The sequence below is a fragment of the Pseudomonas sp. KH_046_1 genome (assembly GCF_057839025.1).
This window is the reverse complement of sequence record NZ_CM174481.1, coordinates 5,750,561-5,765,149: the sequence shown is the minus strand read 5'-3', so window position 1 is coordinate 5,765,149 and position 14,589 is coordinate 5,750,561. Positions and strand designations below refer to the sequence as shown.

Below are 14,589 nucleotides of genomic sequence, written 5' to 3'. Positions count from 1 at the left end.
GGCTTCCTGCGTGCCATCTGCCCGCGGTGTGGGCCGCACGCCTCTCGATGGTCTGAAAAAGATGCTGGATAATAAAGCATGACCCGCTTGACGGCTAGCGCCGTCGGAGACCCTTGCAATGCCTGATCAAGATGTACGCTTGCAACACCTGAAAGTTTGGCTCGATGAACAATTGGCGACCCTTTTTGCCGAGCAGGGCTGGGGCGTCGTACCCCCGGCCACGTTGACTGCGGCTAGCAGCGACGCGAGTTTTCGGCGGTATTTCCGTTGGGAAGGGGATGGCAAAAGTTTCATCGTGATGGATGCGCCGCCGCCCCAGGAAAACTGCAAACCCTTCGTGGATATCGCCTTTTTGCTGGCGAAATCCGGAATAAATGTGCCGAAAATTTATGCCGAAGACCTCGAGCGCGGTTTTCTTTTGCTCAATGACCTGGGCAACAAGACCTATCTGGACGTCATCGACAGCGAAAACGCTGACGATTTGTTCAAGGATGCCCTGCAAGCGTTGCTGGCTTTCCAGCAGTTGCCGATGGTTGCGCCTTTGCCGAGCTATGACGTGGCCTTGTTGCGTCGCGAGCTGGAACTGTTCCCCGAGTGGTACGTGAAGCGCGAATTGGGCATCGAATTCGACGCGGCGCAGCAAGTGCTCTGGCAGCAGGCCAGCGAACTGTTGATCGACAGCGCCCTGGCACAGCCAAAAGTCCTGGTGCATCGCGACTACATGCCGCGCAACCTGATGCTCAGCGAGCCCAATCCCGGTGTGCTGGATTTCCAGGATGCGGTGTATGGCCCGGTGACCTACGACGTGACCTGCCTGTTCAAGGACGCGTTCCTCAGCTGGCCCGAGGAGCGTGTGCACGGCTGGCTCGAAAGCTACTGGCAGCAAGCGGGTGCCCTCGCAATTCCGGTTCAGCCCGACTTCGAGGACTTCCTGCGTGCCAGCGACTTGATGGGCGTGCAACGTCACCTGAAAGTCATCGGCATTTTCGCGCGCATCTGCCATCGCGACGGCAAGCCGCGTTATCTGGGTGATGTGCCGCGTTTCTTTGCGTACATAGAAGCGGTGATCGCTCGTCGCCCTGAACTGGCCGGGCTGGATGTGTTGCTGGCCAGTTTGCGTGCCGGAGTGAAAGCATGAAGGCAATGATTCTGGCCGCAGGCAAAGGCGAGCGCATGCGCCCGTTGACCCTGACCACGCCAAAACCGCTGGTGCGTGCTGGCGGCGTGCCGCTGATCGAGTATCACTTGCGAGCACTGGCTGCTGCCGGGTTCACCGAGATCGTGATCAATCACGCCTGGCTCGGTCAGCAGATCGAAGACTATCTGGGCGATGGTTCGCGCTATGGCGTGAGCATTCAGTACTCGGCGGAAGGTGAGCCCCTGGAAACCGGCGGCGGGATTTTCCACGCGTTGCCGTTGTTGGGGGATGAAGCGTTTGTCGTGGTCAACGGCGACATCTGGACCGATTACGACTTCAGCGTGCTGCATCAGCCCATCAACGGCCTGGCGCACCTGGTGCTGGCCGGCAACCCGCCCCATCATCCGGCCGGGGACTTCAGCCTGGTCGGAACTCAGGTGCACGACGGTCAGCCGGAGGCCGCCACTCTGACCTACAGCGGCATCGCCGTGTTGCATCCGCAGCTGTTCGACGGTTGCACTGCGGGGGCCTTCAAGCTCGCGCCGCTGTTGCGCAAAGCCATGGCTGATGGTCAGGTGACCGGCGAGCAATTGAGGGGGCACTGGGTCGATGTCGGCACTCACGAGCGTCTGGCCGAAGTTGAAACATTGATAGAAGCGAGCCGCTGACATGCTGTGGCCAGGGACTCTGATCGGAGCCGGAGCTGGCTTTGCCATAGCCAGCATTCCGGGGGCCATGCTCGGCGCGTTGTTGGGGCAGGCGCTGGACCGGCGCTTGCACCTGCAGAGCTGGGGGCACTTGCGGGAAAAACTGGGCGGTCGCCCGGTGCTGCGTAACGATGAATTGCTATTTGTTCTGTTGGGGCGCCTGGCCAAGTGCGACGGCCAGGTGATGGCCGGGCACATCGAACAGGCCCGAGCGGAAATGCGCTCGCTGGACATGTCCGAATCGGCCCGGTGTCGTGCGATTGCCGCGTTCAATCGCGGCAAGTCGGGCCGCGACCGGTTACACGGTTATCTGCGTCGCCTGAGTGCCCAGCCCCATGCGGCGGAAGGGGTGTTGCGCGCCTGCTGGCGAATGGTCTGGGCCGATGGTCGTGCTGGCAGCAGTGAACGTCAATTGATTGGCCAATGGGGCAAGTGGCTGGGCTGGACGCCCCATCAGGTGCAGGCGCTGGCCCACGACTATGAGCCGCAGAAGCGGCCATTGGGCAGCAGCGTGCCAAGTTATCAGGACGCGTTAAGGCTTTTGGGGGTGTCGGCCACCACTGAGCCGGCGCAGATCAAGCGTGCTTATCGGCGCCTGCTCAGTCGTCATCACCCGGACAAGATTGCCGGCAGTGGCGCGACGGCGACGCAGGTTCGTGAGGCCACCGAGCGAACGCGTGAACTGCATAACGCCTATACGCTGATTCGGGAGCGACGGGATTTTCGCTAAGCGAACTGCTTTATGTCGTCTGTGATGTCCCCTTCGCGAGCAAGCCCGCTCCCACATTGGATCCAGAGTGAACACAAAATTTGTGAACGTCCAAGGACAAATGTGGGAGCGGGCTTGCTCGCGAAGAGGGCGACGCGGTCGGTCAGCCCGCCGGGTTCTGCGGATTCAACCAGCCCCGCACCCGACGGAACAGTTGCTCCTGTTCGGCATTGGTATCCGGCAACGCCTTGAGTGCGACCTGACTGAATGCCGATGATTTCTGGCGTTTGCTGGCCTGCAGGCGTTCCAGTGCTGCGTTGCGATCCCGCGCTTTGTCCTTGTAGAAAATATCCGCAGTCGGCAGTTTCAGGGTCGGGGTCAGCTCTGCCAGCCCGGGCGTGACCGCCACAGGTGCCTGGGCAGCAACCATCACCAGCTTTTCGACCTGCGATGGCTGCTTCTCGCTCAGGTAACGCGCGGTCCAATAGGCGCCGGAACCATGCCCCAACACCACGATACTGCGGGCGCTTTGCTGTTCGGCGAACGCGATTGCGGCGTCGATCCGGGCGAAAATGCGCTCGGCATCTGCCTTGGACAGTTCTTCGGTGGTTTCGGCGACGGCCTTGTCAGCCACATCGGCCTCGCCACCGGCCACCTGTTCGATAGGGGCCGCGGTGGTCGAGTCTTTATTGCCGGTTTCGGCGGCCTTGGGTGCCGGCGCTGCTTCGACGATTCGTGGCGCAATGGCATCGCTTTGCAGGTCCGGCAAGGTGATACTCAGGCTGCTCCACTCGGCATCTGGCAATTTGCGCCGTAAAGGACCGATCGCTTGCGGCCAGTCAACGGTTTCGCCGGCGCCCGGGATGATAATCACTGCGCCCTTGGGTTCGGCGCTATTGGCCGGTTTCCACAAGGCCAGAAAGGTGTCGGTGCCTGCTTGCAGTTGTTGCTGTTCCTGAGCCGGGATCTTTCGCTCAAGTGCCGTTGCTTCTTCCTGACTACGCTCAGGCAGCGGCTGACGTTCGAGTGGCTTTTCTTCGGCGTTTTGTTCCTCCGCGACGGGCGCCGGGTCGGCCGCCTTGACGGAAAAAGCGCAAGGCAGGATCAGCGACAGGCACAATGCTGGCAGTGCCAGGCGGTAGACAAGGGGCATTGGATATTCCAGGCCAGAATTGGTTCCGGCAGCCTAATGGGTTGGTCAGTATTTGTCAGTGTGTGAGAGTTCAATGATGCGTTTTCGCTGCCTGTGGGTTATCGGCTGTTTGTGGTTTCCCTTGATGGGTTGGGCGGCCGCCGCGCCTCCGGCGCCCGTTGCCCAACTGTCCCCGGAACAGCAGCACTGGCTGGCGCAGCAGGGCGAGTTGCGGGTCGGCCTGGTGCTGCAGGCGCCCTATGCGCAATACGATCGTCGCTTGCAGCGCCTGTCCGGGGTGAACGTCGAGTTGATGAAGTGGCTCGCAAAAAACCTCAATGTCGAACTGAGCTGGCGCAATTTCCCCGATCTTGAACAATTGGAAGCCGCAGCCCGCGAAGGCGAAATCGACATCGCCCCGGGGCTGACCCAGACCCCTGGCGGGCTGCGCCTCTGGCAGTTTTCCGACCCCTACATGCGGGTGCCGCAATTGGTGGTCAGCGATCAGAAAAGCGCCGGCGCGGTCGAGCTGGAAAAACTCGACAGCCAGACCCGTGTCGCTGTGCGCATGCCCAGTGCCATCGCCGATTACCTGCGCGGCAACTACCCGCACCTGAATCTGCAAGGCGTACCGATGGAGCGCCAGGCATTGCAATTATTGGTTGGCCAGCAGGCAACTTATGCGGTGATCGATGAGGCGCAGCTGGGACGCTTGTCGGTCGAGACGGAGTTCGCCGGGTTGGTGGTGGTGGGGGATGTCGGCCTGCCGCAGTTGCTGCGGGTGGCCACGCTCCGCGACAAGCCGGAACTGGCGGGCATCGTCGAAGGTGCATTGCGGGCGATCCCGGCCAAGGATCTGGAGCAACTGCATAATCAATGGCTGCAACCCAAGTATCCGCGCCTCACCGAGTCGCCGGGGTTTTGGCAAAACCTCTGCCTGTTGCTGGCCGTGCTGGCGTTGAGTTGCATGGCCATCGTGGTCTGGCAGCGTCGCCAGCAGCACAACCTGGAACAGCGCCTGCTGGCTGCGCAGGAAGACATCGCCTTGCGCGCCGCCAGCGAAGAGGCCTTGCGGCTCACGCAGTTTTCCATCGACCAGAGCACCGTCGGCATCCTCTGGGTCAACTGGGACAGCCATGTGCGCTACGCCAACCGTGCGGCGGAAAGCATGCTGGGCTATCCGGCGGGAGGGATCATCGATCGACCCCTGATCGACTTCGAGCCTGGCCTGCACATGGACCGTTGGCTGAACCTGTGGAAGCGCGCCCGGGCCAGTGAAGAAGGCCCGCAAAGTTTCGAATCCAATTGCGTGCGGGCCGATGGCAGCATCCTGCCGGCCGATGTTTCGTTGAGCTTTTTGCGCTTTCGCGATGGCGAATACCTGGTGGTTTACCTCAACGATGTCACCGAGCGGCGTCGCGCCCTGGCGGCCTTGCAGGAAAGCGAGGCGCGGCTGCAAGGTATCGCCGCCAACGTTCCGGGACTGGTTTTCCGGCTGGAGCGGGCGCCGGTGACCGGTCAGATCGACTTTGCCTACATCAGCGAAGGCAGCGAAAGCCTGGTGGGTTACTCGCCGGCCACGCTGGCGCATCGCGATAAAGGCCTGCGCAGCCTTGTGCATCCGGATGACAAGGCCAGCTATCACCAGACCCAGGATCATGCGCTGGATACCGACAGCGACTGGTCGTGGCAGGGGCGAATCCTCACGCGTCAGGGCGAGCAGCGCTGGGCGGAAATCAAGGCCATCACCCGCCGGCTGGAAGACGGCGCCTATGTCTGGGACGGGATCGTCTGGGACATCAGTGAGAGCAAGCGCATCGAACTTGAACTGGCCAGCTCCCGGGAGCAGCTGCGTGAGTTGTCCGCGCACCTGGAAAGCGTGCGCGAAGAAGAAAAGGCGCGCATCGCACGGGAAGTTCACGACGAGTTGGGTCAGATGCTCACCGTGTTGAAGCTGGAAACGTCCATGTGCGAACTGGCCTACGCCCAGCTCGACCCCGGTCTGAACGAGCGCTTGAACAGCATGAAGCGCTTGATCGCTCAGTTGTTTCAGTTGGTCCGTGATGTGGCCACGGCATTGCGCCCGCCGATTCTCGACGCTGGTATCGCCTCGGCCATAGAGTGGCAGGCCCGTCGATTCGAGGCGCGCACGCAGATCCCGTGTCTGGTGCAGGTGCCGGACAATTTGCCAGTGCTAAGCGATGCGAAGGCAATCGGCCTGTTTCGAATCCTTCAGGAGGCGCTGACCAATGTCATGCGGCACGCCCAGGCGCATACTGTTGAACTGACACTGACCCTTGAAGGCGACGAGTTGTGCCTGACGGTCAGCGATGATGGCGTAGGATTTGTTGCCGCGCCTGGCAGGCCAACGTCCTTTGGGATCGTCGGCATGCGTGAGCGGGTGTTGATTATGGGTGGTGAGTTGTTGCTTGAGAGTGAGCCGGGTGAGGGCACGACGTTAGAAGTGCGAGTGCCTCTGGACGAAGCCTGAAGAATTTGTGGTGTCTGTGCTGACGCTTTCGCGAGCAGGCTCGCGATAGATCTTGAATCTGGAGAAGAACGTGATCCGTGTACTGGTAGCCGAAGACCACACCATTGTCCGCGAAGGCATCAAGCAGTTGATCGGCCTGGCCAAGGACTTGCTGGTAGTGGGGGAGGCGAGCAATGGCGAGCAGTTGCTCGACACCTTGCGTCATGTGCCCTGCGAAGTGGTGTTGCTGGACATCTCCATGCCGGGCGTCAACGGCCTGGAAGCGATTCCGCGGATTCGCGCCCTGAACAATCCACCGGCGATCCTGGTGTTGTCGATGCACGACGAAGCGCAAATGGCCGCCAGGGCGTTGAAGGTCGGGGCTGCCGGTTATGCGACCAAGGACAGCGACCCGGCACTGTTGCTGACGGCCATTCGCAAAGTGGCGTCAGGCGGGCGTTATATCGATCCGGAACTGGCCGACCGCATGGTTTTCGAGGTCGGTCTTACCGACTCGCGTCCATTGCACTCGTTGCTCTCCGAACGCGAATTCTCCGTGTTCGAACGCCTGGCCCAGGGCGCCAACGTCAATGACATCGCCCAGCAACTGGCGCTGAGCAGCAAGACCATCAGCACCCACAAGGCGCGGCTGATGCAGAAACTCAACATCACCTCGCTGGCGGAACTGGTGAAGTACGCGATGGAACACAAGCTCCTCTAAAGCACACCGCTCCCACAGGTCCTGTGGTGGCATATCCATTTACGACAGCTCCAGATACCGCATGGGCTGGTTCTTGTGGCTTATAGCTGACCCCTTGCCACTGCATTTGCCAAAACGCGCCATCCTTGTAGGGCAATCCCTACCCACAACCTTCCATCCGGCTGAGGCGAATCTCTCTTGCCCCCCGATTTGCGCGGTCCCCAGCGTCCACTAGGCTTAATCCCACAGCAGTCATCAATAACAAAGGTGTGGGTATGAGCCAGGTCGATTCAAGCGCAGGGGCCAATGATGTTCTGGTCAGCTTTCGTGGAGTGCAGAAGAGCTACGACGGCGAGAACCTGATCGTCAAGGACCTCAACCTGGACATTCGCAAAGGCGAATTCCTCACGTTGCTCGGGCCGTCCGGCTCCGGCAAGACCACCAGCCTGATGATGCTCGCCGGCTTCGAAACGCCGACCGCGGGCGAAATCCTGTTGGGCGGGCGCGCCATCAACAACGTGCCGCCGCACAAGCGCGACATCGGCATGGTGTTCCAGAACTACGCATTGTTCCCGCACATGACGGTGGCCGAGAACCTGGCGTTCCCGCTGACCGTGCGCGGCATGAACAAGAGCGACGTGAGTGCCCGGGTCAAGCGCGTGCTGAGCATGGTCCAGCTCGATGCCTTCGCCCAGCGCTACCCGGCGCAGCTCTCCGGTGGTCAGCAACAGCGTGTGGCATTGGCCCGTGCGCTGGTGTTCGAGCCGCAACTGGTGCTGATGGACGAACCTCTCGGTGCACTCGACAAACAGCTGCGTGAACACATGCAGATGGAGATCAAGCACCTGCACCAGCGCCTGGGCGTCACCGTGGTCTACGTGACCCACGATCAGGGCGAAGCCTTGACCATGTCCGACCGTGTGGCGGTGTTCCATCAGGGCGAAATCCAGCAGATCGCTCCGCCGCGCACCCTCTACGAAGAACCGAAGAACACCTTCGTCGCAAACTTCATCGGCGAGAACAACCGCCTCAATGGCCGACTGCACAGCCAAACCGGCGACCGTTGCATTGTGGAACTCGGGCGCGGTGAGAAGGTGGAAGCCCTGGCGGTCAACGTTGGCCAGACCGGCGAGCCTGTGACCCTGTCCATTCGTCCGGAGCGAGTGAGCCTCAATGGCTCCAGCGACCAATGCGTCAACCGCTTCTCCGGGCGAGTCGAGGAATTCATCTATCTGGGCGACCACGTCCGGGTTCGCATGGAAGTCTGCGGCAAGACCGACTTCTTCGTGAAACAGCCGATTGCCGAGCTTGATCCCTCGCTCGCCGTCGGCGACGTGGTACCGCTTGGCTGGCAGGTCGAACACGTTCGCGCGCTCGACCCACTTCTAGAGGCGCATTGATCGCCCCGGCAACACCAACACCAACCCTGCACGTGGAGAGAACAATAAATGTTGAGATCCCTGAAATTCACCGCTTTGGCACTGGGCATGATGGGCGCGGCACACGCAATGGCGGCCGGCCCGGACCTGACCGTGGTGTCCTTTGGCGGCGCGAACAAGGCGGCTCAGGTCAAAGCCTTCTACGCACCGTGGGAAGCGGCAGGTAACGGCAAGATCGTGGCCGGTGAGTACAACGGCGAAATGGCCAAGGTCAAGGCCATGGTCGACACCAAGAGCGTGTCCTGGGATCTGGTAGAGGTTGAATCGCCGGAACTGTCCCGTGGTTGCGACGAAGACATGTTCGAGCAGCTTGATCCGAAGTTGTTCGGCAAGACCGAAGACTACGTCAAGGGCGCCATCCAGCCTTGCGGCGTGGGTTTCTTCGTGTGGTCGACCGTGCTGGCCTACAACGCCGACAAACTGAAAACCGCACCGACCAGTTGGGTGGATTTCTGGGACACCAAGCAGTTCCCGGGCAAGCGTGGCCTGCGTAAGGGCGCCAAGTACACCCTGGAATTCGCACTGATGGCCGACGGCGTTGCGCCGAAAGACGTCTACAAAGTGCTGGCCGGCAAGGACGGTCAGGACCGCGCGTTCAAGAAACTCGATGAGCTCAAGCCGAACATCCAGTGGTGGGAAGCCGGCGCACAACCGCCGCAATACCTCGCTTCCGGTGACGTGGTCATGAGTTCGGCCTACAACGGTCGTATCGCTGCCGTGCAGAAAGAAAGCAACCTGAAGGTCGTGTGGAACGGCGGTATCTACGACTTCGACGCATGGGCCATTCCAAAAGGTCTGGATGCCAAACGCGCTGAAGCAGCGAAGAAGTTCATCGCCTACTCGGTGATGCCACAGCAGCAGAAGACCTACTCGGAAAACATCGCCTACGGCCCGGCCAACACCCAAGCCGTACCCTTGCTGGCCAAGGAAGTCCTGAAAGACATGCCGACCACCCCGGAAAACATCGCCAACCAGGTGCAGATCGACGTCAGCTTCTGGGCTGACAACGGCGAGCAACTGGAACAGCGCTTCAATTCCTGGGCTGCCAAGTAAGACCGCACCGCGGGCTTACGCTGTAGGAGCGAGCTTGCTCGCGAAAGCGGTGGGTCAATCAACATAGATGTTGAATGTGATGGCCTCATTGCGAGCAAGCTCGCTCCCACAGATTGCGGTGTTTCAACACAACAGAGGTGGTTCTCCGCCTCTGTAACGATCAAAGATTCCCGGAGTACGTCATGGCTATCGCCGTTCCCCTGAACGAGGGCACCAGCCCCACCTTGAAGCAGCGGCTCAAGCACGCCGAGCGGGTCAACCGCTGGAAGGCCCAGGCGTTGATCGCGCCGCTGGTGCTGTTTCTGTTGCTGGTGTTCCTGGTGCCGATCGTGGCGCTGCTCTACAAAAGCGTTGGCAACCCGGAAGTGGTCGGCGGCATGCCGCGCACCGTGACTGCCATCGCCAGTTGGGACGGCCGCGGCCTGCCCGCTGAACCGGTTTATAAAGCAGCGGCCGAAGACCTCGCCGAGGCTCGCAAGAATCAGACCCTGGGCGATCTGTCCAAGCGCCTGAACATGGAACTGGCCGGCTACCGCAGCCTGCTGACCAAAACCGCCCGCGCCTTGCCGCTCGCCACTGAACCGTCTTCTTATAAAGAAGCGCTGGAAGGTCTCGATGAGCGCTGGGGCGACCCGGCCTACTGGCAAGCGGTGCGCCGCAACACCAGCAGCATCACCCCGTATTACTTGCTGGCGGCTGTCGATCACCGCATCGACGACCTTGGCGAAATCGCTCCGGCCACCCCGGATCAGGCGATCTACCTCGACATCTTCGCCCGCACCTTCTGGATGGGCCTGATCATCACCGTGATCTGCCTGGTGCTGGCATACCCCCTGGCTTACCTGCTGGCGAACCTGCCGTCGCGCCAGAGCAACCTGCTGATGATCCTGGTGCTGTTGCCGTTCTGGACCTCGATCCTGGTACGGGTCGCGGCGTGGATCGTATTGCTGCAATCGGGTGGCCTGATCAACAGCGGCCTGATGGCCATGGGTATCATCGATAAGCCGATCGAGTTGGTGTTCAATCGCGTCGGTGTCTACATCTCGATGGTGCACATCCTGCTGCCGTTCATGATCCTGCCGATCTACAGCGTGATGAAAGGCATCTCGCCGACCTACATGCGTGCCGCGATTTCCCTCGGCTGCCATCCGTTCGCCAGCTTCTGGCGGGTGTACTTCCCGCAGACCTATGCCGGTGTCGGCGCCGGTTGCCTGTTGGTGTTCATCCTCGCCATCGGCTACTACATCACCCCGGCATTGCTGGGCAGCCCGAACGATCAGATGGTCAGCTACTTTGTCGCCTTCTACACCAACACCAGCATCAACTGGGGCATGGCGACCGCACTCGGTGGGCTGCTGTTGCTCGCGACGGTCGTGCTTTATCTGATTTACAGCTGGCTGGTGGGCGCAAGCCGCCTGCGCCTGAGCTAAGGGGAGAACGAAATGCTGAGTCCTTATATGTCGCCCATCGAACGGGTGTGGTTCTACAGCTTGCGGATTCTCTGCGGCTTGATTCTGTTGTTCCTGATCCTGCCGGTGCTGGTGATCATTCCGCTGTCGTTCAACTCCGGCAGTTTCCTGGTGTACCCGCTGCAAGGCTTCTCACTGCAGTGGTATCACGACTTCTTCGCCTCGGCGGAATGGATGCGCGCCCTGAAGAACAGCATCATCGTCGCCCCGGCGGCCACGGTGCTGGCCATGGTCTTCGGTACGCTGGCGGCCATCGGCCTGACCCGGGGCGACTTCCCCGGCAAGGCGCTGGTGATGGCGCTGGTGATTTCACCGATGGTGGTGCCGGTAGTGATCATCGGTGTGGCCAGTTATCTGTTCTTTGCTCCGCTGGGATTGGGTAACAGCTTCTTCTCGCTGATCGTGGTGCATGCGGTATTGGGTGTGCCGTTCGTGATCATTACCGTGTCGGCGACCTTGCAGGGGTTCAACCACAACCTGGTGCGGGCCGCTGCGAGCCTGGGCGCTTCGCCGCTGACCACGTTCCGCCGGGTGACCTTGCCGCTGATTGCGCCGGGCGTGATCTCCGGGGCGCTGTTTGCCTTTGCGACTTCGTTCGATGAAGTGGTGGTGACGCTGTTCCTCGCCGGCCCTGAACAAGCGACGTTGCCACGGCAAATGTTCAGCGGCATCCGCGAAAACCTCAGCCCGACCATCGCCGCCGCCGCGACGCTGCTGATTGCCTTCTCGGTGATCCTGCTGCTGACCCTGGAATGGCTGCGTGGTCGTAGCGAGAAACTGCGTACTGCGCAGGTCTGACTAATCACCCCGATCAACTGTGGGAGCGAGCCTGCTCGCGAATGCGGAGTGTCAGTCGACTAATTTGTCGAATGCTCAACCGTCTTCGCGAGCAGGCTCGCTCCCACTTTTGATCTCCAGTGGCTGTCCGGTCATTCACCGCCTGAATGGCAGACAAACCCCAATCCCCAGCTACTATTGTGCCCAGCTCCCCTACCTATAAGAGGCTGCGCACATGAGTCTTTCCTCTTTCAAAATCGCTCACAAACTGATCACCGGCGCAGGTGCCATCGAGCAGCTGTCTGCCGAGCTGACACGCCTGGACATCGACAACCCGCTGATCGTCACCGATGCCGCTCTGGTCAAGTCCGGCACGGTAGAACTGGCACTGGCGCAGCTGGGCGAACGCAGTTACGAGATTTTCGACCGGGTACTGCCGGACCCGGAAATCGCCATCGTCGAAGATTGCATGCAGGTCTATCGCGACGGCGGGCATGACGGCTTGATCGGTCTGGGCGGCGGCAGTGCCATCGACATTGCCAAGAGTGTGGCGGCCTACGCCGGGTACCACGGTGCGCTGGAGGATCTGTTCGGTATTGATCAGGTCCCACGCAAAGGCCCGCCGCTGATCGCCATCCCGACCACCGCCGGCACCGGCTCGGAAGTGACCAATGTCGCCATCCTTTCCGACAAGCTCGCGCAACTGAAGAAGGGCATTGTCAGCGACTACCTGTTACCGGATGTGGCGTTGGTCAGTCCGCAAATGACCCTGACCTGTCCGCGCAGCGTCACGGCGGCCAGCGGCGTCGATGCGCTGGTGCATGCCATAGAGTCCTATCTGTCGGTCAACGCCTCGCCGATTACCGATGCCCTGGCCATCGTTGCCATCAAGTTGATCGCCAAGGCTTTGCCCAAGGCCTACGCCAACCCGTCGAACCTGCAAGCCCGGGAAGACATGGCCACTGCCAGCCTGATGGCTGGCATGGCGTTCGGAAATGCCGGGGTTGGCGCGGTGCATGCGCTGGCGTATCCGCTGGGCGGGCGTTTCAACATTGCCCATGGCGTCAGTAATGCCTTGCTACTGCCCCATGTCATGACCTGGAACAAGATGGCCTGCATCGAACGCATGCAGGATATCGCCGAGGCCATGGGTTTGAAGACCGCTCATTTGAGCATCAACGAAGCGGCCGACAAAGCCGTGCAAGCCATGTCCGAACTGTGTGCCGCCGTGGAAATTCCCCAGGGCCTGCGCAGCTTCGGTGTGCCCGAGGACGCCATCCCGTCCATGGCCGTGGAAGCGGCGGGGATCGAGCGCTTGATGCGCAACAATCCGCGTAAGTTGAGTGCCGTCGATATCGAAAAGATCTATCGCGCGGCGTACTAGGGCCCCTGCCGTCGATGGATGATGGCAAGGTCCAATCATCGCGCTCACGGTGCGCGCGTCAAAGCATGAGGTATACAATGCGCGCCATCGTGATTCTGCTCAGAAAAGGTGCGTCATGCAGCCCTTCGTAATTGCTCCGTCGATTCTCTCCGCCGACTTCGCCCGCCTGGGTGAAGAAGTGGACAACGTCCTGGCCGCCGGCGCCGACTTCGTGCACTTCGATGTCATGGACAATCACTACGTGCCCAACCTGACCATCGGCCCGATGGTCTGCGCGGCGCTGCGCAAGTACGGCGTGACCGCGCCGATCGATGCGCACCTGATGGTCAGCCCGGTGGACCGCATCGTCGGCGACTTCATCGAAGCTGGCGCGACCTACATCACCTTCCACCCGGAAGCCACCCAGCACATCGACCGCTCCCTGCAATTGATCCGCGAAGGCGGCTGCAAGTCGGGCCTAGTGTTCAACCCGGCGACCCCGCTGGATGTGCTCAAGCACGTCATGGACAAGGTCGACATGATCCTGTTGATGAGCGTCAACCCGGGCTTCGGCGGGCAGAAGTTCATCCCCGGCACCCTCGACAAGCTGCGTGAAGTGCGGGCGCTGATCGATGCGTCGGGCCGTGACATCCGCCTGGAAATCGACGGTGGCGTGAACGTGAACAACATTCGCGAAATCGCAGCGGCAGGCGCTGACACCTTCGTCGCCGGCTCGGCCATTTTCAATGCGCCGAACTATCAGGAAGTCATCGACAAGATGCGTTCCGAACTGGCACTGGCTCGCCCATGAGTGGATTTGAGCAGTTGTTCCCGGGGCAACTGCCGCGGCTGGTGATGTTCGATCTGGACGGTACCTTGATCGACTCGGTCCCGGACCTGGCAGTGGCTGTGGACAAGATGCTGCTCAAACTCGGTCGCAAGCCCGCCGGTCTGGACTCGGTACGCGAATGGGTCGGCAACGGCGCGCCGGTGCTGGTGCGTCGTGCGCTGGCTGGTGCTATCGATCATTCAGCGGTCGATAACCACGAGGCCGAACGGGCGCTGGAGTATTTCATGCAGGCTTATGGCGAGAGCCATGAGTTGACGGTGGTGTATCCCGGGGTGCGCGACTTCCTCAAATGGCTGCAAAAGCAGGGCGTCGAGATGGCGCTGATCACCAACAAGCCGGAGCGTTTCGTCGCGCCGCTGCTGGATCAGATGAAAATCGGCCGTTATTTCCGCTGGATCATCGGCGGTGACACCCTGCCACAGAAAAAACCCGATCCGGCCGCGCTGTTTTTCGTGATGAAAATGGCCAACATTCCGGCTTCGCAGTCGTTGTTCGTCGGCGATTCGCGCAGCGACGTGCTGGCGGCGAAAGCGGCGGGGGTCAAGTGCGTGGCCCTGAGCTACGGCTATAACCACGGTCGCCCAATTGCCGAAGAATCGCCGGCAATGGTGATTGACGACCTGCGCAAACTAATTCCCGGTTGCCTGGATCCGGCCGCTGAGATAACGTTGGCCGACGCTGTCAAACCCCCTTCTGGAAACGCCATCGTGGTGGTCACTCGCAAACTCTGGATGAAAGTCATCAAGGCCCTGGCCCGCTGGCGTTGGCGCGCCTGACTTGAT

The 14,589-nt window shown here is 61.0% G+C and carries 13 protein-coding genes; 12 read left to right on the top strand and 1 reads right to left on the bottom strand.

Annotated elements, in window-relative coordinates; translation table 11 throughout:
* Positions 1 to 118 precede the first annotated feature (118 nt).
* Genes AC3IT9_RS26490 through AC3IT9_RS26480 form a run of 3 tightly spaced genes read left to right on the top strand, consistent with a single transcriptional unit; the run spans position 119 to position 2,575 of the window.
* Positions 119 to 1,138 (top strand): aminoglycoside phosphotransferase family protein, encoded by a 1,020-nt coding sequence (locus AC3IT9_RS26490; protein ID WP_489271353.1) that lies wholly within the window; start codon positions 119 to 121, stop codon positions 1,136 to 1,138.
* Complete coding sequence (murU, locus tag AC3IT9_RS26485; RefSeq protein WP_489271352.1) at positions 1,135 to 1,806, top strand: N-acetylmuramate alpha-1-phosphate uridylyltransferase MurU; 672 nt, start codon at positions 1,135 to 1,137, stop codon at positions 1,804 to 1,806. The genes AC3IT9_RS26490 and murU overlap by 4 nt, the downstream gene beginning before the upstream one ends.
* Position 1,807: 1 nt before the next feature.
* Positions 1,808 to 2,575 carry a TerB family tellurite resistance protein gene (locus AC3IT9_RS26480; RefSeq protein ID WP_150725206.1) on the top strand — a complete coding sequence of 256 codons (768 nt, stop codon included), beginning with the start codon at positions 1,808 to 1,810 and terminating at the stop codon, positions 2,573 to 2,575.
* Between the two features lie 142 nt (positions 2,576 to 2,717).
* Here AC3IT9_RS26480 and AC3IT9_RS26475 read toward each other — a convergent pair whose 3' ends face one another.
* Positions 2,718 to 3,707 carry an alpha/beta hydrolase family protein gene (locus AC3IT9_RS26475; RefSeq protein ID WP_489271351.1) on the bottom strand — a complete coding sequence of 330 codons (990 nt, stop codon included), beginning with the start codon at positions 3,705 to 3,707 and terminating at the stop codon, positions 2,718 to 2,720.
* Between the two features lie 73 nt (positions 3,708 to 3,780).
* Here AC3IT9_RS26475 and AC3IT9_RS26470 point away from each other — a divergent pair, with 73 nt between their 5' ends.
* The 9 genes from AC3IT9_RS26470 to AC3IT9_RS26430 all read left to right on the top strand — a co-directional run bounded on the left by AC3IT9_RS26470 (position 3,781) and on the right by AC3IT9_RS26430 (position 14,583).
* Positions 3,781 to 6,177 (top strand): PAS domain-containing sensor histidine kinase, encoded by a 2,397-nt coding sequence (locus tag AC3IT9_RS26470; RefSeq protein ID WP_489271350.1) that lies wholly within the window; start codon positions 3,781 to 3,783, stop codon positions 6,175 to 6,177.
* Positions 6,178 to 6,247: 70 nt separating this feature from the next.
* Positions 6,248 to 6,877, top strand: a complete 630-nt coding sequence (locus tag AC3IT9_RS26465) for a response regulator (RefSeq protein ID WP_008051638.1) — start codon at positions 6,248 to 6,250, stop codon at positions 6,875 to 6,877.
* 254 nt (positions 6,878 to 7,131) lie between these two features.
* Complete coding sequence (locus AC3IT9_RS26460; RefSeq protein WP_056726651.1) at positions 7,132 to 8,256, top strand: ABC transporter ATP-binding protein; 1,125 nt, start codon at positions 7,132 to 7,134, stop codon at positions 8,254 to 8,256.
* Between the two features lie 48 nt (positions 8,257 to 8,304).
* Positions 8,305 to 9,348: an ABC transporter substrate-binding protein gene (locus AC3IT9_RS26455; protein ID WP_150725209.1), complete on the top strand. Its 1,044-nt coding sequence runs from the start codon at positions 8,305 to 8,307 to the stop codon at positions 9,346 to 9,348.
* A gap of 182 nt (positions 9,349 to 9,530) precedes the next feature.
* Entirely contained in the window at positions 9,531 to 10,778 is a 1,248-nt protein-coding gene (locus AC3IT9_RS26450) for an ABC transporter permease (RefSeq protein WP_489271349.1), read from the top strand.
* Between the two features lie 12 nt (positions 10,779 to 10,790).
* Positions 10,791 to 11,615, top strand: a complete 825-nt coding sequence (locus AC3IT9_RS26445; RefSeq protein WP_007980200.1) for an ABC transporter permease — start codon at positions 10,791 to 10,793, stop codon at positions 11,613 to 11,615.
* Positions 11,616 to 11,829: 214 nt separating this feature from the next.
* The gene (locus AC3IT9_RS26440; RefSeq protein WP_489271348.1) at positions 11,830 to 12,978 is read left to right on the top strand and encodes an iron-containing alcohol dehydrogenase; all 1,149 of its coding nucleotides are present in this window, start codon (positions 11,830 to 11,832) and stop codon (positions 12,976 to 12,978) included.
* Positions 12,979 to 13,093: 115 nt separating this feature from the next.
* Positions 13,094 to 13,768: a ribulose-phosphate 3-epimerase gene (gene rpe / locus AC3IT9_RS26435; protein ID WP_150725211.1), complete on the top strand. Its 675-nt coding sequence runs from the start codon at positions 13,094 to 13,096 to the stop codon at positions 13,766 to 13,768.
* Positions 13,765 to 14,583, top strand: coding sequence for a phosphoglycolate phosphatase (locus tag AC3IT9_RS26430; protein WP_150725212.1), 819 nt, complete (start codon positions 13,765 to 13,767; stop codon positions 14,581 to 14,583). Before rpe ends, AC3IT9_RS26430 begins: the two co-directional genes overlap by 4 nt.
* The last annotated feature ends 6 nt before the right edge of the window (positions 14,584 to 14,589 follow it).

Bases quoted from the DNA above. Each gene is read 5' to 3' on its own strand.
- AC3IT9_RS26490 (WP_489271353.1), top strand. From the start codon at position 119: ATGCCTGATCAAGATGTACGCTTGCAACACCTGAAAGTTTGGCTCGAT.
- murU (WP_489271352.1), top strand. From the start codon at position 1,135: ATGAAGGCAATGATTCTGGCCGCAGGCAAAGGCGAGCGCATGCGCCCG.
- AC3IT9_RS26480 (WP_150725206.1), top strand. From the start codon at position 1,808: ATGCTGTGGCCAGGGACTCTGATCGGAGCCGGAGCTGGCTTTGCCATA.
- AC3IT9_RS26475 (WP_489271351.1), bottom strand. From the start codon at position 3,707: ATGCCCCTTGTCTACCGCCTGGCACTGCCAGCATTGTGCCTGTCGCTG.
- AC3IT9_RS26470 (WP_489271350.1), top strand. From the start codon at position 3,781: ATGATGCGTTTTCGCTGCCTGTGGGTTATCGGCTGTTTGTGGTTTCCC.
- AC3IT9_RS26460 (WP_056726651.1), top strand. From the start codon at position 7,132: ATGAGCCAGGTCGATTCAAGCGCAGGGGCCAATGATGTTCTGGTCAGC.
- AC3IT9_RS26455 (WP_150725209.1), top strand. From the start codon at position 8,305: ATGTTGAGATCCCTGAAATTCACCGCTTTGGCACTGGGCATGATGGGC.
- AC3IT9_RS26450 (WP_489271349.1), top strand. From the start codon at position 9,531: ATGGCTATCGCCGTTCCCCTGAACGAGGGCACCAGCCCCACCTTGAAG.
- AC3IT9_RS26445 (WP_007980200.1), top strand. From the start codon at position 10,791: ATGCTGAGTCCTTATATGTCGCCCATCGAACGGGTGTGGTTCTACAGC.
- AC3IT9_RS26440 (WP_489271348.1), top strand. From the start codon at position 11,830: ATGAGTCTTTCCTCTTTCAAAATCGCTCACAAACTGATCACCGGCGCA.
- rpe (WP_150725211.1), top strand. From the start codon at position 13,094: ATGCAGCCCTTCGTAATTGCTCCGTCGATTCTCTCCGCCGACTTCGCC.
- AC3IT9_RS26430 (WP_150725212.1), top strand. From the start codon at position 13,765: ATGAGTGGATTTGAGCAGTTGTTCCCGGGGCAACTGCCGCGGCTGGTG.